17 protein-coding genes and 1 pseudogene are annotated in these 22,476 nt (G+C 70.2%); 10 read left to right on the forward strand and 8 right to left on the reverse strand.

The genetic code is table 11. The features are described from left to right. Window positions 1–44: 44 nt before the first annotated feature. From dxs to QF027_RS36120, 3 genes are all read left to right on the forward strand, one after another. Window positions 45–1,964 (forward strand): 1-deoxy-D-xylulose-5-phosphate synthase, encoded by a 1,920-nt coding sequence (gene dxs / locus QF027_RS36110; RefSeq protein ID WP_307079321.1) that lies wholly within the window; start codon window positions 45–47, stop codon window positions 1,962–1,964. Window positions 1,965–2,100: 136 nt separating this feature from the next. After that, window positions 2,101–3,600 carry an amino acid permease gene (locus tag QF027_RS36115; RefSeq protein ID WP_306975193.1) on the forward strand — a complete coding sequence of 500 codons (1,500 nt, stop codon included), beginning with the start codon at window positions 2,101–2,103 and terminating at the stop codon, window positions 3,598–3,600. A 74-nt stretch (window positions 3,601–3,674) separates the two neighbouring features. Then, a complete protein-coding gene (locus QF027_RS36120) occupies window positions 3,675–5,105 on the forward strand; it encodes an ArnT family glycosyltransferase (protein ID WP_307079323.1) in 1,431 nt (476 codons plus the stop codon). 164 nt (window positions 5,106–5,269) lie between these two features. Here QF027_RS36120 and QF027_RS36125 read toward each other — a convergent pair whose 3' ends face one another. Continuing rightward, entirely contained in the window at window positions 5,270–5,635 is a 366-nt protein-coding gene (locus tag QF027_RS36125) for an NTP pyrophosphohydrolase (protein ID WP_306975188.1), read from the reverse strand. A gap of 70 nt (window positions 5,636–5,705) precedes the next feature. Between QF027_RS36125 and QF027_RS36130 the strand changes: the two genes are divergently transcribed. From QF027_RS36130 to QF027_RS36140, 3 genes are all read left to right on the forward strand, one after another. Then, window positions 5,706–6,734, forward strand: coding sequence for a hypothetical protein (locus QF027_RS36130; RefSeq protein WP_307082629.1), 1,029 nt, complete (start codon window positions 5,706–5,708; stop codon window positions 6,732–6,734). A 92-nt stretch (window positions 6,735–6,826) separates the two neighbouring features. Continuing rightward, the gene (locus QF027_RS36135) at window positions 6,827–7,540 is read left to right on the forward strand and encodes a hyaluronoglucosaminidase (RefSeq protein ID WP_307079325.1); all 714 of its coding nucleotides are present in this window, start codon (window positions 6,827–6,829) and stop codon (window positions 7,538–7,540) included. Window positions 7,541–7,550: 10 nt separating this feature from the next. Beyond that, window positions 7,551–7,697, forward strand: a complete 147-nt coding sequence (locus tag QF027_RS36140; protein WP_306975184.1) for a hypothetical protein — start codon at window positions 7,551–7,553, stop codon at window positions 7,695–7,697. A gap of 53 nt (window positions 7,698–7,750) precedes the next feature. On the opposite strand, the gene QF027_RS36145 is transcribed toward QF027_RS36140, so the two are convergent. From QF027_RS36145 to QF027_RS36160, 4 genes and pseudogenes are all read right to left on the reverse strand, one after another. After that, entirely contained in the window at window positions 7,751–9,877 is a 2,127-nt protein-coding gene (locus QF027_RS36145) for a 3-hydroxyacyl-CoA dehydrogenase NAD-binding domain-containing protein (protein ID WP_307079327.1), read from the reverse strand. Further along, window positions 9,874–11,100 (reverse strand): thiolase family protein, encoded by a 1,227-nt coding sequence (locus QF027_RS36150; protein WP_059207128.1) that lies wholly within the window; start codon window positions 11,098–11,100, stop codon window positions 9,874–9,876. The genes QF027_RS36145 and QF027_RS36150 overlap by 4 nt, the downstream gene beginning before the upstream one ends. Before the next feature lie 117 nt (window positions 11,101–11,217). Further along, the gene (locus tag QF027_RS36155) at window positions 11,218–12,255 is read right to left on the reverse strand and encodes a LacI family DNA-binding transcriptional regulator (RefSeq protein WP_306975178.1); all 1,038 of its coding nucleotides are present in this window, start codon (window positions 12,253–12,255) and stop codon (window positions 11,218–11,220) included. Then, window positions 12,252–15,000, reverse strand: a pseudogene (locus QF027_RS36160) (glycoside hydrolase family 2 protein). The gene QF027_RS36155 and the pseudogene QF027_RS36160 overlap by 4 nt, the downstream one beginning before the upstream one ends. A 162-nt stretch (window positions 15,001–15,162) precedes the next feature. Here QF027_RS36160 and QF027_RS36165 point away from each other — a divergent pair. From QF027_RS36165 to QF027_RS36175, 3 genes are read left to right on the forward strand one after another with little or no spacing between them, the layout of a single operon-like run. Then, entirely contained in the window at window positions 15,163–16,476 is a 1,314-nt protein-coding gene (locus QF027_RS36165) for an ABC transporter substrate-binding protein (RefSeq protein ID WP_306975173.1), read from the forward strand. Continuing rightward, window positions 16,476–17,417 (forward strand): carbohydrate ABC transporter permease, encoded by a 942-nt coding sequence (locus QF027_RS36170; protein WP_307079329.1) that lies wholly within the window; start codon window positions 16,476–16,478, stop codon window positions 17,415–17,417. The genes QF027_RS36165 and QF027_RS36170 overlap by 1 nt, the downstream gene beginning before the upstream one ends. Then, window positions 17,414–18,244, forward strand: coding sequence for a carbohydrate ABC transporter permease (locus tag QF027_RS36175; RefSeq protein WP_307079331.1), 831 nt, complete (start codon window positions 17,414–17,416; stop codon window positions 18,242–18,244). The genes QF027_RS36170 and QF027_RS36175 overlap by 4 nt, the downstream gene beginning before the upstream one ends. 102 nt (window positions 18,245–18,346) lie before the next feature. Here QF027_RS36175 and QF027_RS36180 read toward each other — a convergent pair whose 3' ends face one another. The 3 genes from QF027_RS36180 to QF027_RS36190 all read right to left on the reverse strand — a co-directional run bounded on the left by QF027_RS36180 (window position 18,347) and on the right by QF027_RS36190 (window position 21,262). Then, entirely contained in the window at window positions 18,347–19,627 is a 1,281-nt protein-coding gene (locus tag QF027_RS36180; protein WP_306975169.1) for a ribonuclease D, read from the reverse strand. A 134-nt stretch (window positions 19,628–19,761) separates the two neighbouring features. Beyond that, window positions 19,762–20,424: a response regulator transcription factor gene (locus QF027_RS36185; RefSeq protein WP_019073943.1), complete on the reverse strand. Its 663-nt coding sequence runs from the start codon at window positions 20,422–20,424 to the stop codon at window positions 19,762–19,764. A 211-nt stretch (window positions 20,425–20,635) separates the two neighbouring features. Then, on the reverse strand, window positions 20,636–21,262 hold the full coding sequence (locus QF027_RS36190) for a DUF3000 domain-containing protein (protein ID WP_373432088.1): 627 nt from the start codon (window positions 21,260–21,262) through the stop codon (window positions 20,636–20,638). A 158-nt stretch (window positions 21,263–21,420) separates the two neighbouring features. Between QF027_RS36190 and hemE the strand changes: the two genes are divergently transcribed. Then, window positions 21,421–22,476 carry a uroporphyrinogen decarboxylase gene (gene hemE / locus QF027_RS36195; protein WP_306975154.1) on the forward strand — a complete coding sequence of 352 codons (1,056 nt, stop codon included), beginning with the start codon at window positions 21,421–21,423 and terminating at the stop codon, window positions 22,474–22,476.

Below are 22,476 nucleotides of genomic sequence, written 5' to 3' on the forward strand. Positions count from 1 at the left end.
CACGCCCGGCAAAGCTCGATCAGCTCTACTGCAAGGAGGCACGGGTGCCGCTGCTGACCCGCATCAGGGGACCGCGTGATCTGGACCGGCTCAGCCTTGAGGAGCTGGACCAGCTGGCGGGGGAGATCAGGAGCTTCCTCGTCGGCGCGGTCTCCAAGACCGGCGGCCACCTCGGCCCCAACCTCGGTGTGGTCGAGCTGACCATCGCCCTGCACCGGGTGTTCGACTCGCCCAGGGACCGGGTGCTCTTCGACACCGGCCACCAGGCGTATGTGCACAAGCTGCTCACCGGGCGGCAGGACTTCTCCAAGCTGCGCTCCAAGGGCGGGCTGTCCGGCTACCCCTCGCGCGCCGAGTCCGAGCACGACGTCATCGAGAACAGCCACGCCTCGACCGTCCTCGGATGGGCCGACGGGCTCGCGAAGGCCAACCAGGTGCTCAAACGGGACGACCACGTCGTCGCCGTGATCGGTGACGGTGCCCTGACCGGCGGTATGGCCTGGGAGGCGCTGAACAACATCGCCGACGCCAAGGACCGGCCGCTGGTCATCGTCGTCAACGACAACGAGCGGTCCTACGCGCCGACCATCGGCGGCCTCGCCAACCACCTGGCCACCCTGCGCACCACCGACGGCTACGAGCGCTTCCTCGCCCGCGGCAAGGACCTGCTGGAGCGCACCCCCGTCGTCGGCAGGCCGCTCTACGAGACCCTGCACGGGGCCAAGAAGGGCCTCAAGGACTTCATCGCGCCCCAGGGCATGTTCGAGGACCTCGGCCTGAAGTACGTCGGCCCCATCGACGGCCATGACCTCGAGGCGCTGGAGTCGGCGCTGGCCCGCGCCAAGCGGTTCGGCGGCCCGGTCATCGTGCACTGCCTCACCGAGAAGGGCCGCGGCTACGAGCCCGCCGAGCAGGACGAGGCCGACCGCTTCCACGGCATCGGCCCCATCCACCCGGACACCGGCCTGCCGATCAAGGCCTCCGCGGCCAGCTGGACCTCCGTCTTCGGCGACGAGATGGTCAAGCTGGGCCGGGAGCGCGAGGACATCGTCGCCATCACCGCGGCCATGCTCCAGCCGGTCGGACTGAAGAGGTTCGCGGACACCTTCCCGGAGCGCATCTACGACGTCGGCATCGCCGAGCAGCACGCGGCCGTCTCGGCGGCGGGCCTCGCGACCGGTGGCCTGCACCCCGTCTTCGCCGTCTACGCCACCTTCCTCAACCGTGCCTTCGACCAGGTCCTCATGGACGTCGCCCTGCACAAGTGCGGTGTGACCTTCGTGCTCGACCGGGCCGGCGTCACCGGCGACGACGGCGCCTCGCACAACGGCATGTGGGACATGTCGATGCTCCAGGTCGTCCCGACGCTCCGGCTCGCCGCCCCGCGCGACGCCGAACAACTGCGCGCCCAGCTGCGCGAGGCCGTCCAGGTCGACGACGCGCCGACCGTGCTGCGCTACTCCAAGGGCGTCGTGGGTCCCGCCGTCCCCGCCGTGGGCACCGTCGGAGGCATGGACGTCCTGCGCGAGCCGGGCACCGGCACACCCGACGTGCTCCTCGTCTCCGTCGGCGCCCTCGCCCCCATGTGCCTGGAGATCGCCACGCTCCTCGACAAGCAGGGCATCTCCACCACCGTCGTCGACCCGCGCTGGGTCAAGCCCGTCGACGAGGCCATGGCCCCGCTCGCCGAGCGGCACCGCGTGGTCGTGACCGTCGAGGACAACAGCCGGGTCGGCGGCGTCGGCTCGGCGATCGCGCAGGCCCTGCGTGACGCGGGCGTCGACGTCCCACTGCGCGACTTCGGCATCCCGCCGCGCTTCCTCGACCACGCCTCCCGTGCCGAGGTCATGGCGGAGATCGGCCTCACCGCCCCCGACATCGCCCGCCAGGTCACCGGCCTGGTCTCCAGGCTGGACGGGCGGTACAGCGACAGCGCGGCCGAGGCGGAGCCCGCCCGCGACTGACACGGCCGAATGGGCCGGCCGTACCACTCGTGACAGTGGTACGGCCGGCCCATTCGCGTGAATCCCCCCGCGCCGGGGCATACGACCTACGCCCCCTCTCGATCATGTCGAGGACGACACAGCGTGGGAGGTACCCGTGAGCAGCACCCTCTTCCGGACGAAGAAGGTCGAGCAGTCCATCCTCGACACCGAGGAGCCAGAACACGCGCTCAAGAAGTCCTTGTCCGCGCTGGATCTGACCGTCTTCGGCGTCGGCGTCATCATCGGCACCGGCATCTTCGTCCTGACCGGCACCGTCGCCAAGAACAACGCCGGACCGGCGGTGGCCCTGGCCTTCGTCGTGGCCGGCGTCGTCTGCGCGCTCGCCGCGCTCTGCTACGCCGAGTTCGCCTCCACCGTCCCGGTGGCGGGATCGGCATACACCTTCTCCTACGCCTCCCTCGGTGAACTGCCCGCCTGGATCATCGGCTGGGACCTGGTCCTGGAGTTCGCGCTGGGCACGGCGGTGGTGTCCGTCGGCTGGTCCGGCTACATCGCCTCACTGCTGGACAACGCGGGCTGGCATCTGCCGGAGGCGCTCGGCAGCCGCGACGGGGCCGACGGCTTCGGCTTCGACATCCTCGCCGCCGCGCTCGTCCTGGTGCTGACCTGCATCCTCGTGCTCGGCACCAAGCTCTCCGCGCGCGTGACCTCGATCGTCGTCGCCATCAAGGTGACGGTCGTGCTGACCGTGATCATCGCGGGCGCCTTCTTCATCGAGGGCGACCACTACGACCCGTTCATCCCGAAGGCCCAGGAGGTGGCGGCCGGTGACAGTCTCCAGTCACCGCTGATCCAGCTGATGTTCGGCTGGGCACCCTCCAACTTCGGCGTGATGGGCATCTTCACCGCCGCCTCCGTCGTCTTCTTCGCCTTCATCGGCTTCGACGTCGTGGCCACGGCTGCCGAGGAGACCAGGAACCCGCAGCGCGACATGCCCCGCGGCATCCTCGGCTCCCTCCTCATCTGCACGACCCTCTACGTCGCCGTCTCGATCGTCGTGACGGGCATGCAGAAGTACACCGACCTGTCCGTCACGGCCCCGCTCGCCGACGCCTTCAAGGCCACCGGCCACCCCTGGTTCGCGGGCTTCATCAGCTTCGGCGCCGCCGTCGGCCTGACGACGGTCTGCATGATCCTGCTCCTGGGCCAGACCCGGGTCTTCTTCGCGATGAGCCGCGACGGACTGCTGCCGACGTTCTTCTCCCACGTCCACCCGAAGTTCAGGACCCCGCACCGTCCGACCATCCTGCTCGGCGTGATCATCGCGATCGTCGCCGGCTTCACACCCCTGAGCGAACTCGCCGAACTGGTCAACATCGGCACCCTGTTCGCGTTCGTGGTGGTCGCCATCGGTGTGGTCATCCTCCGCAAGTCCCGCCCCGACCTGCCCCGCGCCTTCCGCACCCCCTGGGTGCCGGTCATCCCGATCCTTTCGGTCCTGGCCTCCCTCTGGCTGATGCTCAACCTGCCGGCCGAGACCTGGCTGCGGTTCGCGATCTGGATGGTCATCGGCTTCCTCGTCTACTTCCTCTACGGCCGTAGCCACAGCCTTCTCGGACGGCGCGCGGCGGCGACGGCCAACGACACGGAGTAACACATACGTTCCGCCTCCCCGGCCCCGTATGTCCTGTTCGGTGAGGATGTGCGGGGCCGGATAGCGTGCTGCTCATGCCTGCAGAGCTCCTGCTCCCGTCACATTCCGTACCCGGTTCCCGTACGGCGTACTGGAGCCGACTGCTGCCCCCGCTCGCGGCCCTGGCCTGCGTGACGCGCGTCCCGTCCTTCACGCGCCCCCTCTGGAACCCGGACGAGGGCTATCTCGCCGTACAGGCACGGCTGTTGGCGCAGGGCGGACAGCTCTACGAGACGGTCGTCGACCGCAAGCCGCCGTTCGTACCGTGGCTCTACGAGGCCGCGTTCGCGGTGACGGGCTCCGGCACGCTGGCCGGGGTGCGGGTCCTGGCGGTCCTGGCCCAACTCCTCACCGCCGTCCTGCTGGCCTCCCTGGCCCGCCGCCGCTGGGGCGACACGTCCGGCCGTACCGCCGGAGTGCTGTATCTGCTGATCTCCGTCGGCCTGAACCCCGAGGACGCGCAGGCCGCGACCTTCGAGGTGTTCCTCCTGCCCTGCACGGCGGCCGCGATGTGGTGCGCGGACCGGCGGCGCTGGGGTGCGGCGGGAACGGCGGTCGCGTGCGCGTTCCTCACGAAGCAGACGGGCGGGGCGGTGCTGCTGCCCGTGCTCTGGCTGTACGTCGCCTCGGGGGCGGGACGACGGGCGGCGCAGCGGCTCGTGGCGGGGGCGTTGACGCCGGTGCTGTGCGCGGCGCTGGTGACGGACCCGGCGGGTTTCCTGTTCTGGACGGTGACGGGTTCGGGGGCGTACGCGACGCTGACCGGCTCCGAACTCCACGTACTGGGACGGGGGTTGGTCAACACCGGGATCGTGGCGGTGGCCTGCGCGGGCCTGATCGCGCCTGTCGTACGGGCCCGGCGCGCACCGACCACTGATCTGTGGCTGTGGCTGCTCGCGTCGGCGGGAGCAGTGCTGCTCGGCCTCCACTTCTTCGGCCACTACTACCTCCAACTCCTCCCGCCAGCCGCGCTCCTGGCCACGGGGGCGCTGCGCGCGGTGCCGTACGACCGCACGCTCACGGCGGTGCTCGCATCGGCCTGCGCGTGCGCGCTGTTCCTGACGTGGGGTGTGCTGGCCCCTCGCACCGACCTCGACCACGCACGCCGTGTCGCGCAGGCGGTGTCGTCCCGTACGCCGCCGGGCGATCCGGTCCTGGTCTGGGGGATGCACCCGGAGACGTACTGGCTGGCGGACCGGGCGCCGGCCACCCGCTATCTGACGGCGGGTCTCCTCACGAACTACAGCGGGGGCCGGGACGGCGGGCGCGTGGGGGAGAGGTATGCCGTGCGGGGTACATGGACGGTGTTCCGGCGGGAGGCGGTCTCGGCGGCCCTGGTGGTGGACGACTCCCGCGGCAAGCCGTACGCGCCGGAACGGGTGCGGGGCCTACGGCGGTTGCTGGCGGCGGGGTACGAGGAGGCGGGGACGGTGGACGGGGCGGTGCTGTACGTGAAACGGCGGTAGGGGTTCATGGTCGGCTGCGGGTGCGTCGTGGCTGGTCGCGCGGTTCCCCGCGCCCCTGAGGCACGTGCACTGGACCCACCTTCAGGGGCGCGGGGAACCGCGCGACAGGCCCCCACCGGCCCGCAGCCGCCACACGACACAGCGCGGCACGTCGGGGAAGGCGCTCACGGACGAACGGTCCGCGGCCCCGCCACCTCCGCCCCCAACTCCCCGACCCTCCGCCGAAGTTCACGATCAGCGGTGACCACCAGCACCGGCCGCTCACCCGCCTCCGCCACCAGTTCCACCATCCGATCGTCGCCGCTTCCCACCGCAGACTCCACCCGAACCCCCGGCACGGACTCCACCCCGCGAGCCGCCCCCTCCACCACCAGCACGATCTCCACCGCACCGTCCCGCCCCGGCACCCCGTCCACCGCCAGGCGGTCCCGCAACCGCTCCGCCGCCCCCCGCCGGTCCCGCCACCACCCGTCCGGCACCGACCCGACGACGTTCGCGGCATCCACGACGACCAGCAGCACGTCACTCATGCGTCCAGCGTCCCACGACCGGCCCACCCGAAGACGGCACCGACCGCCCGATTAGAGTGGGCCCGTGTCAGTGGTCCGTACAGTGAACGGCGACTGGCTCATCCGCGCCCGCGACGGCCGACTCGGCGTCTACGCCACCCGCGACGAAGGCGTGTGGTGCAGGGCGGAGCGCCGCCCGGGCGGCGACACCTGGCTGCCCTGGCGCAAGGTCGGCGGCGACCAGCGCCTGCATCCCCAACTCGCCGTGGGACACGGCGCCGACGGCTACGCACACCTCGTCTCCTGGCGTCCCACCAAGGCCGGAGAAGCGGGCCTCGTGCACTCCACCCACTTCCGCGTCCACCTCGCCGCCCTCGACTGGAGTCCGGTCGGCCACCCCGACAGGGCGGGCGCCCGCACCGGCGTCCCCGCCGTGGCCGTCGACGCGGAGGGCCGGGCGCATGTCTTCGTCGGCAACCGCGCCAACGGCGTGCACGCCCGCATCCAGAAGGAACGCGGCGGCTGGAACGGCTGGTCCGACCTGAAGGGCTCCGACGTGCACGAGGAACTGGCCGCCGTGACAGGGGAGTCGGGCCGGGTCGAGCTCTACGGCACCAACCCGGACGGCATCCTGCGCTGGCTCCAGGAAGAAGCGGGCGCGCCCCCCGTACCGGCCGACCCGCTGCCCGTCCGCGTCGAGCCGGGCACCCTCAGCGCGCTGCCCACCTCCAAGGAACACACCACGCTGTTCTTCGCGGACCCCGAGGGCATGCTCTACGCCTGGCGCCCGGACACCGAGCCGACCCCCCTGCTCGCGGCGGCCGGCCCCGGCCCGGCGGTTCTGCTCCGCTGCACCCTGGACGGCCACGACTGCACCCTGCTCGCCCAGCGTTCGGCCTCCGGCCGGGTCTCCTTCGCCGCCTGTCCGACCGAGCAGGAGTCGGCGGGCCTGTGGTGGACGGAGTCCGGGCCGCAGTTGCCGGTGGGCACCGCCGTGGCCCTCGCCGAGGACGCGGACGGCCGTATCGTCGCCGCGACGGTGACCCCCGACGGGGAGCTCCGGATCGCCCGGCAGAAGGACGAGCCGGGACTGGCGCTGGCGGCCTGGCAGGAGGTCTGAGCGCTCCCCGCCTCGAACGGTCAAGCGTCGCACATGCGTGCGTGGTCCGTGATGGAATGGTGATCCAATCCGGTACGGACAAGGGGGATCCCATGGCAGTGGGACGAAGACTGTTCCTCGGCGCGTTCACGGCAGGGGCGGTGACCGTCGCCGCCAACGGGACGGAGGCGGTCGCGGTGGGTGACTACACCGACTACACGGCGCCCGCCCGGTTCTGGACCCAGTCGACGACCGCGCACGCGGTCACCGCCGTCATGGCGGCCACCTCCGGGGCCGGGGCCGCACTCAACGTGGCCTCGAAGAACCCGCAGACCTCGGCCCTGAACGTCACCGGCGTGGAGACCGCCCGCGGCACGGTGAAGATCACCCACGACGGTTACGTCGACGGGTCGGACGCCGACGGTTCCGCCCTGTCCATCGACCTCCAGACGCACGGCGTCACGGACCAGAGCGGTGGCACCGCCGCCCAGGGCATCTTCGTCACCGCCACCAGCGGAGCGACCAAGGGCGCCCTGCTCGTCCTGCGCAACAACAAGGGACTGGACGACCTGGTCGTCAAGGGCAGCGGCCGCGTGGGCATCGGTGTCGGCCGGGGCGACACCCCCCAGTCCCAGCTCCATGTCGTCCAGGTGGCCCAGGACGCCGCGTCCGCCATCCTCGCCGAGGGCGCCGTACGGCTCGCGGACGTCACGGCCACGCCGAGCAACGCGCCCGCCGCCCTGGGCGGTGGCTCCCTCTACGCCCAGGGCGGCGCCCTGTACTGGAAGGGCGGCAGCGGCAAGGTCACGCTGCTGGCACCGGCGTAGGGGGACCACGATGGAACTGACGCCCGAACAGCTCGTCGCCGAGTTCCAGGACGCCGTCATGGAGCTGTACTTCGCCCGCAAGCGCATCGCGCACCTGGAGACGGAGAACGCCGAGCTGAAGGCGCGGCTGACAGCGGCCGACGCGTCCGGTGAGTGAAAAGAGGGCCTCCGCCGCCGCGGAGGCCCCCTTCACGGTCGTACGACCGGTCGCTACGCCGGAACCGATGCCACGCCCGGAGCCAGGAACTTCTTGCCGTTCACGCGCTCGGAGACACCCTCGCGGTCCAGGTACGGCGTGATGCCGCCCAGGTGGAAGGGCCAGCCGGCGCCCGTGATGAGGCACAGGTCGATGTCCTGGGCCTCGGCGACCACGCCCTCGTCGAGCATGAGCCCGATCTCCTGGGCGACGGCGTCGAGGACGCGCTCGCGGACCTGCTCCTCGGTCAGCACGGAGTCGCCCTGCTTCAGCAGCGCGGCGACCTCCGGGTCCAGCTCCGGCTTGCCGGAGTCGTAGACGTAGAAGCCGCGCTTGCCCGCCTTGACGACGGCCGCGAGGTTCGGGGAGACCGTGAAGCGGTCCGGGAACGCCCGGTTGAGGGTCTCCGAGACGTGCAGACCGATCGCGGGGCCGACCAGCTCCAGGAGGACGAGAGGTGACATCGGCAGGCCCAGGGGCTCCACCGCCTTCTCCGCGACCTCGACCGGGGTGCCCTCGTCGATGACGTTCTGGATCTCGCCCATGAAGCGGGTGAGGATGCGGTTGACGACGAACGCCGGGGCGTCCTTGACCAGCACCGCGGTCTTCTTCAGCTTCTTGGCGACGGCGAAGGCGGTGGCCAGCGACGCGTCGTCGGTCTGCTCGCCGCGCACGATCTCGAGGAGCGGGAGGATCGCGACCGGGTTGAAGAAGTGGAAGCCCACGACCCGCTCGGGGTTCTTCAGCTTCGACGCCATCTCGGTGACCGACAGCGAGGAGGTGTTGGTGGCGAGGATCGCGTGCGCCGGGGCGACCGCCTCGACCTCCGCGAACACCTGCTGCTTGACGCCGATCTCCTCGAACACGGCCTCGATGACGAAGTCCGCGTCGGAGAAGCCCTCGGCCTTGTCCAGCACACCGGTGACCAGGGCCTTGAGGCGGTTGGCCTTGTCCTGGTTGATACGGCCCTTGCCGAGCAGCTTCTCGATCTCGGCGTGGACGTAGCCCACACCCTTGTCGACGCGCTCCTGGTCGATGTCGGTCAGCACGACCGGCACCTCGAGGCGGCGCAGGAAGAGCAGCGCGAGCTGGGAGGCCATCAGACCGGCGCCGACGACACCGACCTTGGTGACCGGGCGGGCCAGGTTCTTGTCCGGGGCGCCCGCAGGACGCTTGCCGCGCTTCTGCACCAGGTTGAACGCGTAGATGCCGGAGCGCAGTTCGCCACCCATGATCAGGTCGGCGAGGGCCTTGTCCTCGGCGTCGTAGCCCTGCTGGAGGTCGCCGTTCTTGGCGGCGGCGATGATGTCGAGGGCGCGGTAGGCGGCCGGAGCGGCCCCGTGCACCTTGGAGTCCGCGATGAAACGGCCCTTGGCGACGGCCTGGTCCCAGGCCTCACCGCGGTCGATCACCGGGCGGTCGATGACGATCTCGCCCTTGAGGACGGACGCCGTCCACAGCAGGGACTGCTCCAGGAAGTCCGCGCCCTCGAACAATGCGTCGGCGATGCCCAGTTCGTAGACCTGAGCTCCCTTGAGCTGCTTGTTCTGGTTGAGGGAGTTCTCGATGATCACCGAGACGGCCTTGTCGGCGCCGATCAGGTTCGGCAGCAGGGTGCAGCCGCCCCAGCCGGGGACCAGGCCGAGGAAGACCTCGGGGAGCGAGAAGGCGGGCAGGGCCGCGGACACCGTGCGGTGGGTGCAGTGCAGACCGACCTCGACGCCGCCGCCCATCGCGGCACCGTTGTAGTACGCGAAGGTCGGCACCGCGATGCCCGCGAGGCGCTTGAAGACCTCGTGGCCGCCCTTGCCGATGGCCAGCGCGTCCTTGTGCTCCTTGAGCAGCTCGACGCCCTTGAGGTCGGCGCCGACGGCGAAGATGAACGGCTTGCCGGTGATGCCGACACCGACGATCTCGCCGGCCGCGGCCTCCTTCTCGACCTGGTCGATGGCGGTGTCGAGATTCGCCAGCGAGGCCGGGCCGAAGGTGGTCGGCTTGGTGTGGTCGAAGCCGTTGTCCAGCGTGATGAGCGCGAAGCGGCCCGCGTTGAACGGCAGGTCCAGGTGACGCACGTGCGCCTGGGTGACTACCTCGTCCGGGAACAGCTCGGCCGCACCCTTCAAGAGCTCAGTGGTGCTCACTTGCTGCCTCCGGCGTCCTTGTGGTTCGGGTTCTCCCAGATGACCGTCGCGCCCATGCCGAAGCCGACGCACATGGTGGTCAGGCCGTAGCGGACCTCGGGCTGCTCCTCGAACTGGCGGGCCAGCTGCGTCATCAGACGCACACCCGAGGAGGCCAGCGGGTGACCGAAGGCGATCGCGCCGCCGTACTGGTTGACGCGCTCGTCGTCGTCCGCGATGCCGTAGTGGTCGAGGAAGGCCAGGACCTGGACGGCGAAGGCCTCGTTGATCTCGAACAGGCCGATGTCGGAGATGGACAGACCCGCCTGGGCGAGCGCCTTCTCGGTGGCCGGGATCGGGCCGTAGCCCATGACCTCCGGCTCGACACCCACGAAGGAGTACGAGACGAGGCGCATCTTCACCGGCAGGTCGTTCTCGCGGGCGAAGTCCTCGGAGGCGATGAGGGACGCGGTGGCGCCGTCGTTCAGACCGGCCGCGTTGCCCGCGGTGACCCGGCCGTGCACACGGAACGGCGTCTTCAGCCCGGAGAGGTTCTCCAGGGTGGTGCCGGGACGCATCGGCTCGTCGGCCGTCACCAGACCCCAGCCGGTCTCCCCGGCCTCCGGGTTGGTCCGGCGCACCGAGATGGGCACCAGGTCGGCCTGGATCTTGCCGTTGGCGTACGCCTTGGCGGCCTTCTCCTGGGAGCGCACGGCGTACTCGTCGGCGCGCTGCTTGGTGATCTGCGGGTAGCGGTCGTGCAGGTTCTCGGCGGTCATGCCCATGAACAGAGCCGACTCGTCGACCAGCTTCTCGCTGACGAACCGCGGGTTCGGGTCCACGCCCTCGCCCATGGGGTGACGGCCCATGTGCTCGACACCACCGGCGATGGCGATGTCGTAGGCACCGAAGGCGACCGATCCGGCGACCGTGGTGACGGCGGTCAGAGCGCCGGCGCACATGCGGTCGATGGAGTAGCCCGGGACGGACTGGGGAAGACCGGCGAGGATCCCGGCGGTACGGCCGATGGTGAGCCCCTGGTCACCGATCTGCGTGGTCGCGGCGATGGCGACCTCGTCGATCTTCTTCGGGTCGAGACCCGGGTTGCGGCGCAGCAGCTCCCGGATCGCCTTCACGACGAGGTCGTCGGCGCGGGTCTCGTGGTAGATGCCCTTCGGGCCCGCCTTGCCGAACGGGGTGCGGACGCCGTCGACGAAGACGACGTCCCTGACGGTACGAGGCACGATGGCTCTCCTCCAGATGCGGGATCTGCACTGCTGCGATGCGCTGAGCGCGCGCTCAGACCCATGCTACTTATGAGTAACGTGACTGCCCACCCCTGGAGGCCGGAGCGGCGAAGGTCACACCGCCGGAGGCGCGGTGGAGCCCCTCGGGGTCAGCACCGGAGTGGGCACGGGGTGCGATCCCGGCCCCTCCCCGGTGATCACCCCGAACAACGTCCGAGCCGCTTCCGCGCCGAATCCGTGCACGTCATGGCTCATCGCGGAGAGCGTGGGATGGGTGAGCCGGCAGAGCTGGGAGTCGTCCCAGGCGAGCAGTGAGACGTCGCGCGGAACGTTCAGCCCCATCTCCGCCGCGACCGACAGCCCGGCCACCGCCATGATGTCGTTGTCGTAGACGATCGCCGTGGGCCGGTCCGCCGACGGGGCGGTCAGCAGGGACCGGGTGGCCCGCCCCCCGGCTTCTCCCGAGTAGTCGGTGGTCACCTGCCAGGCGCCCGCCAGCTCCAGGCTCCGCGCCGCCTCGTCGAACGCGGCCGTCCGCATCGCCGTGTGCCCGAGCGCCGCCGCACCCCCCACCCGGGCGATCCGCCGGTGCCCCAGCGCCGCCAGATACCGTACGGCGTCCGTCACGGCGGTGGCGTCGTCGGTCCACACGGATGTGAGGCTGCCGGTGAACGCGGGATGCCCCACGGCCACGACGGGCAGGCCCAGCCGCTCGGTGGCCGCGACGCGCGGATCGTCGGCACGGAAGTCGACCAGGATCGACCCCCCGACCTGCCGGCCGCGCCACCACGACTCCTGCAGCCCGACCTCCTCCTCCACGTTCCGCACGAGCCGCAGCAGCAGTGAGCAGTTCCGCTCGATCAGCACGCTCTCCACGCCCGACACGAACTCCATGTAGAAGGGTTCGAGGCCCAGCAGCCGCGCCGGCCGGCAGATCGCGAGGCCCACCACGTCCACCCGCGACCCGGCCAGCGTCCGTGCCGTGAGGTTCGGCGCCCAGCCCAGCTCCCGCGCGGCCCGGAAGATCCGGTCCCGGGTCGCCTCCGACAGCCCCGGCTTGTGGTTGAAGGCGAGCGAGACGGCCCCCTTGGACACACCGGCGCGGGCGGCGACGTCCTTGATGGTGACGCGCGCGGCCGGCTGGGCTGTCATCGGCTGGGCTCCAGGCAGTACAGGGCGGATCGAGCGGCCTCCGGGTCAGGAGTCTTCCAGCCGCTGACCCCGATGGTCACCCGCTCCCCGGGCAACAACGTGACCAGCCCCCGGTCGGCCCGAGCCGCCGGATCCAGCCGGTCCGCCTGGAGCAGCAGATCCCGTACGAGGGTGTGAGCCGTCACGGTCACGATCCCCGGCGCCACGGAGACGTCGAACTCCGGCCGCGGGTAGGGGATGTTCCGGTCCGACGAGGGAAAGTACAGCGCCCGCACACCGTCTGGCCTCGCCCCCACGCCCTGGCCCGCGCCCGTGTCCGGGCCCGAGCCGTGGCCCGTGTTCGCAGTCGCATGCATGCCGGCTTTGGTGCCGGGGTCTCGGTCTGTGCCCGCTTCTGCGCCTGCGTCGGTTTCCGTGTCCGACCACTGGCCCACACCGCCGTCCACACCCACTCCCGCGCCCGCGTCCCGGCTCGTGCCCGCGCCTGTTTCCGGGGTGGCGCCGACTTCCGTGCCCGAGCCCCGGTCCGTGCCCGCAGCCGCTCCCCAGTCTGTGCCCGCAGCCCCTTTCCGGTCCGTGTCAGCAGCCGCTCCCCGGTCCGTGCCGGCGCCCACAGCCGCTCCCCGGTCCACACCGCCCTCCCCGCCCGCATCCGCCACCAGGAACTCCTTCGGCCCCACCGGCACCAGCTCCGGCGGTACCGTCACATCGGCGACCGTGCGTCGGGCCGCGCGGAAGTCCAGCTCGGTCTCGTCGATCACCTCGCCGTCCACCGACATCCGCCGCAGCCGCAGCACCCCCGCCCACGGCTCGCCCGCTTGGTTGACGGCGGCCAGAACCAGCTCCTGCCCGCGCATCTGGACCGTCAGCAATCGGTCCGCGTACACGCGCCGCAGCTCGTGATAGAGCGGCTTCTCCCGTCCGTCCCCGTCGATCGCGGCCCAACTCGTCACCGGCCAGCAGTCGTTGAGCTGCCACACCACCGCCCCCGCGCACACCGGCCAGTGCGACCGCCAGTGCTCGATCCCGGCGGCCACGGCCCGCGCCTGGTTGACCTGCATGAGGTAGTGCCAGCGGTCGAAGTCCCCCTCGGGGAAGGCGAAATGCCGCTCCAGCCCACGTCGAAGCTTGCCGTTCCCGTCGTCGGCCTTCTGGTGGTGCAGCACACCGGGGGAGTCCGCCGCGAGCACCTCCCCGGGCAGCGCACGCGCCAGCGTGGCGTACGCGGGCGGTGCCTGCCAGCCGAACTCGGCCACGAAACGCGGTACTTCACCCCGGTACCCGGCGTAGTCCTCCCGGTTCCACACCTCCCAGGAGTGGTGCGTCCCGTGTGCCGGATCGTTCGGGTGGTGCCTCCCACGACCCGGACCAGGGGCTCCCCGCCGTGTACGGCCGTGTGGGGTCCAGCTCGGCCACCACCCGCGGCAGTACGCCCAGGTAGTACCCCTCGCCCCAGGAGTCCCCGGCGAGCCGCGCCTCCCATCCCCAGTCCCGGAACCCCCACAGGTTCTCGTTGTTGCCGTTCCACAGCACGAGCGAGGGATGCGGCATCAGCCGGACGACGTTCTCCCGGGCCTCCGCCTCCACCTCGCCCCGCAGCGGCTGTTCCTCCGGGTAGGCGGCGCACGCGAACGGGAAGTCCTGCCAGACCAGCAGCCCGAGCTCGTCGCAGGCGTCGTAGAAGTCCTCGCTCTCGTAGATCCCGCCGCCCCAGACCCGCACCAGGTCCACCCCGGCGTCGGCCGCCTGTCCCAGCCGCTCCCGGTACCGCTCACGGGTGATCCGGGAGGGGAACACGTCGTCCGGGATCCAGTTCACGCCGCGCGCGAAGAGCCGTTCGCCGTTGACGACTAGGGTGAACCCGGTGCCGTGGGCGTCGGCCGCGCGGTCCAGCTCGACGCTCCGGAAGCCGACCCGGCGCCGCCACACGTCCAGCGGGCGGCCCTCCTGCAGCAGGGTCAACTCGACCTCGTACAGAGGCTGTTCACCGTGTCCACGAGGCCACCACAGCCGCGCCCGCGGCACTTCGAGGCGTACGACCCCCTGCGTGCCGTCGACCGAGGCACGCACCCGCTCGCCCCCGATCGCCGCCTCGACCGTCAGCGGTGCCTCGACCCTGGCGCGCTCCACCTCGACCGCCAACTCCACCACGCCCACGCCCTGTTCGACGGTCACGAGCGGCCGCACCCGGGCGATCCGGGCCGTCGACCACCGCTCGAGGCGCACCGGCCGCCAGATCCCGGCCGTCACCAGCGTGGGCCCCCAGTCCCAGCCGAACGAGCAGGCCATCTTGCGGAGGTACTGATACGGCTCGGCATACGCGGCGGGCCGCTCACCCAGCTTCCCGCGCACCGCCTCGGCCTCGGCGTAGGCGGAGACGAACCGCACGGCGAGCCGTCCGGACATGCCGGTCACGTCGAAGCGGTAGGAGCGGTGCATGTTCCTCGTCCGGCCCAGGAGCCGGCCGTCCAGATGAATCTCGGCCACGGTGTCCAGACCGTCGAAGACGAGGTCGGTCTGTTCATGCCCGTTCATGAGCCCGAGGTCGGTCTCGTAGGTCCAGTCCCGCCGCCCCACCCACGCGACCTCGGTCTCGTTGCGCCCGAGAAAGGGATCCGGGATCACACCCGCCGCCAGCAGATCGGTGTGCACGCATCCCGGCACGACAGCAGGGAGTTCGTCGTCCACCGTTCCGCCGGAGTGTCGCAGGATCCATCCCTCGGTGAGCGGTGTGGCCTGAAGCATGTACACACTCCCTAAACCGATCAAGTCCTTTGCCGCAGATGCTTTTTGGCACGGCTGCATCGTTGGCGAGATACGGACTTTACCGGTTAAGAAAACGTTGTCAGAGTACCGAACCAGCCAACCCGCTCGTGCTCGTCCGTCCCCTGAACGGAGCTGATGCACATGAACCGCCGTACAGCCCTGGCCATGGCCGTGGGAGCCGCCTTGCTGATCCCCGGGTGCACCGGCACCGGTGGATCCTCAAAGGGCGCCGATGCCAAGGCACCTGATGATCCGTCGAAGGTCACCGGCACCATCAAGGTCCTCACCGTCCGCACCGACCTCGTGCAGGACGGCACGCTGAAGAGGTACGCCGCCGAGTTCAGCAAGACCTATCCGAAGGTGAAGGTCGAGTTCGAGGGCATCACGGACTACGAGGCCGAGGTCAAGATCCGGATGAACACCGAGAACTACGGCGATGTCCTGCTGATCCCGGCCGTCATCAAGAAGAGCGACTACCCGAGGTTCTTCGCCTCGCTGGGCACCCAGGAGGAGCGCGCCAAGAAGTACCGCTTCACCGACTTCACCGCCGTCGACGGCAAGGTGTACGGGCAGAGCCCCGTCGCCGTGAGTCCCGGGTTCGTCTACAACAAGCGGATCTGGAAGGAGGCCGGGGTCACCGAATGGCCCACCACCCCGGCCGAGTTCGTCGCCGACCTCAAGGCCATCAAGGCGAAGACCGACGCGATCCCGTACTACACCAACTTCTCGGCGGGCTGGCCGCTGTCCTCGTGGACGTCCGTCGACGGCGCGGTGACCTGCGACCCGAAGGCGACCGACAAGCTCGCCGAGGGCGACCCCTGGGCCAAGGGCGCGGACCTGCGCGTCGGCGACCAGCTCCTGTACGACATCGTCCACGAGGGGCTGATCGAGAAGGACCCGACCACCAGCAACTGGGAGGAGTCCAAGCCCCGGACCGCCAAGGGTGAGATCGCCACGCAGTGGCTCGGCACCTGGGCGATCGTGCAGTTCCAGGACGCGGCGAAGAAGGCCGGCGTGAACCCCGACGACATCGGCTTCATGCCCTTCCCGGCCCAGACGGGCGGGAAGTTCTGCGCGACCATCGCCCCCGACTACAACCAGGCGGTCAACGTCCACTCCCCGCACAAGGAGGCGGCCAGGGCCTGGATCGACTGGTTCACCGACAAGTCCGGCTATGTCGAGGACAACCTCGCCCTCTCCCCGCTCAAGGACGCGCCGCTGCCGTCGGTCCTGAAGCCGTACGAGGACCAGGGCGTGAAGTTCATCGAACTGGACGACGCCCAGGGCGCGAAGGTCAAGCAGATCGACAACGAGTCCGAGGTCGGCCTCTATGCCCCCGAGTACCGCCAGAAGCTCGTCGACCTCGCCCGCGGCGCCCGCAAGGGCAGCCTCGACGACTTCCTCGCCGACCTCAGCAAGCGCTGGACGGACACCCAGAAGAACCTGGGGTCCTGATGACGGACACCACACAGAAGGCGGCCGTGGAGGTGATCCCGGCCGCCCCCGTCCCGGCACCGCCCACGCGCCGCACCCGCGTCCGGCGGGGCGTGACCCCCTGGCTGTTCCTGGTCGCCCCGCTCGCCCTGCTGATCACCTTCACCTACGCGCCGATCGCCAACATGATCGCGTACAGCTTCACCGACTGGGACGGTGTCAGCCCCGAACTGCACTCCACGGGCGTCGAGAACTACCGGGAGGTGTTCACCCGCCCGGATCTCTTCGAGGTCTTCTGGGTCAGCGGTTACTACCTCGCCGCCTCCGTGGTCCAGATCGTCCTCGCGCTCTACTTCGCGACGATCCTGAGCTTCAACGTCCGCTTCCGGAACTTCTTCAAGGGCGTGCTCTTCTTCCCGTACCTGATCAACGGCGTCGCGATCGGCTTCGTGTTCCTCTACTTCTTCCAGGACGGCGGCACCCTCGACTCGGTGCTGAGCCTGTTCGGAGTGAAGACCGACCACGCCTGGCTCGGCACCCCGGTCTCCGCGAACACCTCGCTGGCCGGCGTCTCGGTCTGGCGCTATCTCGGCCTGAACTTCGTGCTCTTCCTGGGCGCGATCCAGTCCGTCCCGGGGGAGTTGTACGAGGCCGCGGAGCTGGACGGCGCGAACCGCTGGCACCAGTTCCGCCACATCATCGCGCCGGGCATCAAGCCGGTCCTGGCCCTCACGGTGATCCTCTCGATCTCCGGCTCGCTGTCGGTCTTCGAGATCCCGTACATCATGACCGGCGGCGCGACCGGCACCGAGACCTTCGTGATCCAGACGGTCAACCTGGCCTTCCGCTTCAACAAGACGGGCCTGGCCTCGGCGGCCGCCGTCGTCCTCCTGCTGATCATCCTGCTGGTGACCTGGGTGCAGCGACGCCTGGTCCCCGACGACAAGGTGGACCTCGTATGACCCGCCGTACGATCGCCCGCGCCCTTGTCTACTTCTCGCTGATCGCCGCGACCCTGGTCGTCCTGCTGCCGCTCGTGGTCGTCCTCCTCACCTCCCTCAAGTCCGAGAAGGAGATGGCCAACACGAGCGGGGCCCTCGAACTCCCGCACGACCTGCTGAACTTCCACAACTACGTGACGGCGTTCCAGGACGGCGAGATGCTCTCCGCCTTCACCAACACGGCGATCATCCTGCTGATCTCGATCGGCGGCACGGTCCTCATCGGCTCGATGACGGCCTACGCCATCGACCGGTTCACCTTCCGCTTCAAGAAACTGGTGGTGGCGCTCTTCCTGACGGCCGCCCTGGTCCCCGGCGTCACCACCCAGGTGGCCACGTTCCAGATCGTCAACAGCTTCGGCATGTTCGACAGCCTCTGGGCCCCGATCGCCCTCTACATGGGCACGGACATCGTCTCGATCTACATCTTTCTGCAGTTCGTCCGCTCGATCCCGATCTCCCTGGACGAATCGGCCCGCCTGGACGGCGCCAACGCCTTCACGATCTACCGAAAGATCATCTTCCCGCTGCTGAAGCCGGCGACCGCGACCGTGGTGATCGTGAAGGGCATCACCGTCTACAACGACTTCTACATCCCCTTCCTCTACATGCCCTCGGAAGATCTTGGCGTGATCTCGACGTCGCTGTTCCGCTTCCGAGGCCCCTACGCGGCCCACTGGGAGGTCATTTCGGCAGGAGCGGTCCTGGTGATCCTGCCGACCCTGATCGTTTTCCTGTCGTTGCAGCGCTTCATCTACAACGGCTTCACGCGGGGCGCGACCAGATGACCTGCCAGGGGCGCGGGGCGGTGCCCATGTGCGGCTACCGCCGCGTGGGCGCGACCAGCCACCGACAGCCCGCGGCCGCCGTGTCTCACAGTCCCACGGCGCCTAGGCGGAAAGCGCGGCCACCAGCACAGGAGTCACCTGCTCGACCTGCCAGGCCCGCGCCCCGTGACCGGCCAACGCCGCCCCGACCGACTCCGCGCTGACCACGGCCGGCGGCTCCCAGCAGACCCGCCGCACCGTGTCCGGAGTGATCAGGTTCTCCTGAGGCATGTTCAGCGACTCGGCCAACGCGGAAACCGCAGCCCGCGCAGCGGACAGCCTCGCGGCCGCTGCGGGATCCTTGTCGGCCCAGGCCCGCGGCGGCGGAGGTCCGGTGAGCGGTTGCCCGGGCTGCGGCAGCTGTGTCTCGGGAAGGGCCTTGGCCCGGTCCACCGCGGCCTGCCACTGCTCCAGCTGCCGTCGTCCCATCCGATGCCCGAACCCGTTCAAGGCGGCCAGCGCATGCACATTGGCCGGCACGGAGAGCGCCGCCTCGACGATCGCCGCATCGGACAGCACCTTGCCCGGCGACACATCCCGCCGCTGGGCGATACGGTCCCGTGCCTCCCACAGTTCCCGCACGACGGCCAGCTGCCGACGCCGCCGCACCTTGTGCATCCCGGAGGTCCGACGCCAGGGATCCTTGCGCGGCTCGGCCGGCGGAGCCGAAGCGATCGCGTCGAACTCCTGAAGCGCCCACTCCAGCTTCCCCTGCCGGTCGAGCTCCTTCTCCAGCGCGTCGCGCAGGTCGACGAGAAGCTCCACGTCGAGGGCGGCGTACCGCAGCCACGGCTCGGGCAGCGGGCGGGTCGACCAGTCGACGGCCGAGTGCCCCTTCTCCAGTACGAAGCCCAGCACTCCTTCGACCATCGCGCCGAGCCCGACCCGGGGGAACCCGGCGATCCGCCCGGCCAGCTCGGTGTCGAACAGTCGCGAGGGCACCATGCCTATTTCGCGGAGACAGGGAAGGTCCTGCGTGGCGGCGTGCAGCACCCACTCCACACCGGAGAGGGCCTCGCCGAGGCCCGAGAGATCGGGACAGGCCACGGGGTCGATCAGCGCGCTCCCCGCACCCGCGCGGCGCAGCTGGACGAGATACGCGCGCTGTCCGTAGCGGTAGCCGGACGCCCGCTCGGCGTCGACGGCGACGGGGCCGGAGCCTGCGCCGAACGCGGCGATCACCTCGGCGAGCGAGTCCTCGTCGGCGATCACGGGCGGAATGCCCTCGCGCGGCTCCAGCAGAGGGATCGGCGCCTCCGCTGCAGAAGATCCGCCATCGTCCGGAGGGCCGCCTCCGGTGGTTCGCAGTGAAACGTCTGCTGCGGTCTCTTGGGCGTCGGTCACATGTCAAGGGTATCTGTGTATGGACAGCGCCTGCCGACGGAACGTTCCGTCGGCAGGCGCCTGAGGGTCGTAAACCAGTCAGCCCGGTGAAAAGCTCTGGTTCACGTCCGTGAACAGCGAGGCTCGAAAGAGCCTCAGTGGATGATGCCGGTACGGAGGGCCACCGCCACCATGCCGGCGCGGTCTCCCGTGCCGAGCTTGCGGGCGATCCGGGCGAGGTGGCTCTTGACGGTCAGTGCGGACAGGCCCATCGAGACGCCGATCGCCTTGTTCGACTGCCCTTCGGCCACCAGCCGCAGTACTTCGACCTCACGGCCGGAGAGTTCGCGGTAGCCACCCGGGTGACTCGGGGCACCCGGGGGGCGGCGGTGCATACGGGCGGCGGCGGAGCCGATGGGGGCGGCGCCAGGCCGGGTGGGGAGCCCGACGTTGGTGCGGGTGCCGGTGACGACGTAGCCCTTGACGCCGCCCGCGAGGGCGTTGCGCACGGCGCCGATGTCGTCGGCCGCGGAGAGGGCGAGGCCGTTGGGCCAGCCCGCGGCGCGGGTCTCGGACAGCAGGGTCAGGCCGGAGCCGTCGGGAAGGTGGACATCGGCGACGCAGATGTCTCTGGGGTTGCCGATTCGGGGACGGGCCTCCGCCACGGACGAGGCTTCAATGACATCGCGCACACCGAGCGCCCAGAGGTGACGGGTGACGGTGGATCGGACACGCGGGTCGGCCACGACCACCATGGCGGTGGGCTTGTTCGGGCGGTAGGCGACCAGGCTTGCGGGCTGCTCGAGGAGAACGGACACCGGGCCTCCTGGGGTGCGGGACGGCTTGGAAGGTCACAGACGTCTTCGGCACCGAACCCGGCGTCCTTTAGAGAATGATCACGATCTAGTGAGTAACAATTAGTGCAATTCGGACGTACGGTCGATCGTTCGGTGAACATATCGGTTCGTTCGACGGCCCACTCCTGACTGAAAGTGGCCGTATCGACAAATTGATGCTCCGTGTGGGTGGTCAGCGCGCCTGCGGGTCCCGCCGCTGTGGCAACGTCACGATCGACGCGTCACCCGGACCGGCCGGCGGCAGACCCGCGACCTGGGCCAGCAGGTCGCACCAGGAGGTGAGGTGCCCCGCCGTGTCCGGCACGCCGCCCAGGCCCTCGCGGGGCGTCCAGGAGGCCCGGATCTCGATCTGCGAGGTCGCGGGGCGCTCGGACAGACCACCGAAGTAGTGCGAGCTCGCGCGCGTGACGGTGCCGCTCGGTTCGCCGTACGACAGCCCGCGCGCCGAGAGCGCGCCCGTCAGCCACGACCAGCACACCTCGGGCAGCAGCGGGTCGGCGGCCATCTCCGCCTCCAGCTCCGCGCGCACGAGCGTCACCAGCCGGAAGGTGCCCCGCCAGGCGTCGTGGCCGTCCGGGTCGTGCAGCAGGACGAGCCGCCCGTCGGCGAGGTCCTGGTCGCCGTCGACGACGGTGGCCTCCAGCGCGTACGCGTGCGGGGCGAGCCGCTGTGGGGCCCGTGTCGGCTCGATCTCGATCTGCGGCCGCAGCCGACTGCCACGCAGGGCCTGAACCGCGGCCTGGAAAGCCGGCGGAGCCGCAGCGCCGCCATCCCGGTCCCCTTCCTTCGCGTCGTCCATCCCACCAGCGCCGTCCGACAGTCGTCCTTGAGCCGCAGCCATGCGGGAAGGTTAAAGGGAAGGGCGGCGTGGTGCCGCCCTAGACACCCGGACTTGGCTCCATGCCCACACAGACACCGCGCGCTCGGCACTCGTCGCACCGTGCGAGACTTTCCGACGTGAGTGCACCTGAGACGCCGCCGTCAGCCACCTACGACTCCGCCTTCCTCAAGGCGTGTCGCCGGGAACCCGTCCCGCATACCCCCGTGTGGTTCATGCGGCAGGCCGGGCGCTCGCTGCCGGAGTACCGCAAGGTCCGCGAGGGCATCCCGATGCTCGAGTCCTGCATGCGGCCCGAGCTGGTCACCGAGATCACCCTCCAGCCGGTCCGCCGCCACAACGTGGACGCGGCGATCTACTACAGCGACATCGTCGTCCCGCTGAAGGCCATCGGCGTCGACCTCGACATCAGGCCCGGCGTCGGCCCGGTCGTCGAGAACCCGATCCGCACCCGCGCCGACCTGGCTCAACTGCGCGACCTCACCCCCGAGGACGTCTCCTACGTCACCGAGGCCATCGGTCTGCTGACCCGCGAGCTCGGCCCGACCCCCCTCATCGGTTTCGCGGGCGCCCCTTTCACCCTCGCGAGTTACCTCGTCGAGGGCGGCCCGTCCCGCACGTACGAGAACGCCAAGGCGATGATGTACGGCGACCCCGAGCTGTGGGCGGACCTGCTCGACCGCCTCGCCGAGATCACCGCCGTCTTCCTGAAGGTCCAGATCGAGGCCGGCGCCTCCGCGGTCCAGCTCTTCGACTCGTGGGCCGGCGCCCTCGCCCCCGTCGACTACCGCCGCTCGGTCCTGCCCGCCTCCGCGAAGGTCTTCAAGGCGGTCGAGGGGTACGGCGTCCCCCGCATCCACTTCGGCGTCGGATGCGGCGAACTGCTGAAGCTCATGGGCGAGGCCGGCGCGGACGTCGTCGGCGTCGACTGGCGCGTCCCGCTCGACGAGGCCGCCCGCCGCGTCGGCCCCGGCAAGGCGCTCCAGGGCAACCTCGACCCGACGGTCCTGTTCGCCTCCACGGAGGCGGTCGAGGCCAAGACCCGCGAAGTCCTGGACTCGGCCGAGGGCCTGGAAGGCCATGTCTTCAACCTCGGCCACGGCGTCATGCCGTCCACCGACCCGGACGCCCTGACCCGTCTCGTGGATTACGTCCACACGCACACCACCCGCTGA

The sequence above is a fragment of the Streptomyces canus genome (assembly GCF_030816965.1).
In the GTDB taxonomy this organism is placed as follows: domain Bacteria; phylum Actinomycetota; class Actinomycetes; order Streptomycetales; family Streptomycetaceae; genus Streptomyces; species Streptomyces canus_E.

What these genes read in the sequence shown, in the direction of transcription:
- QF027_RS36125 (WP_306975188.1), bottom strand. Translation starts at nt 5,635, where the DNA reads ATGAGTGACGTGCTGCTGGTCGTCGTGGATGCCGCGAACGTCGTCGGG.
- QF027_RS36140 (WP_306975184.1), top strand. Translation starts at nt 7,551, where the DNA reads ATGGAACTGACGCCCGAACAGCTCGTCGCCGAGTTCCAGGACGCCGTC.
- QF027_RS36120 (WP_307079323.1), top strand. Translation starts at nt 3,675, where the DNA reads ATGCCTGCAGAGCTCCTGCTCCCGTCACATTCCGTACCCGGTTCCCGT.
- QF027_RS36190 (WP_373432088.1), bottom strand. Translation starts at nt 21,262, where the DNA reads ATGGACGACGCGAAGGAAGGGGACCGGGATGGCGGCGCTGCGGCTCCG.
- QF027_RS36135 (WP_307079325.1), top strand. Translation starts at nt 6,827, where the DNA reads ATGGCAGTGGGACGAAGACTGTTCCTCGGCGCGTTCACGGCAGGGGCG.
- QF027_RS36175 (WP_307079331.1), top strand. Translation starts at nt 17,414, where the DNA reads ATGACCCGCCGTACGATCGCCCGCGCCCTTGTCTACTTCTCGCTGATC.
- QF027_RS36155 (WP_306975178.1), bottom strand. Translation starts at nt 12,255, where the DNA reads ATGACAGCCCAGCCGGCCGCGCGCGTCACCATCAAGGACGTCGCCGCC.
- QF027_RS36165 (WP_306975173.1), top strand. Translation starts at nt 15,163, where the DNA reads ATGAACCGCCGTACAGCCCTGGCCATGGCCGTGGGAGCCGCCTTGCTG.
- QF027_RS36170 (WP_307079329.1), top strand. Translation starts at nt 16,476, where the DNA reads ATGACGGACACCACACAGAAGGCGGCCGTGGAGGTGATCCCGGCCGCC.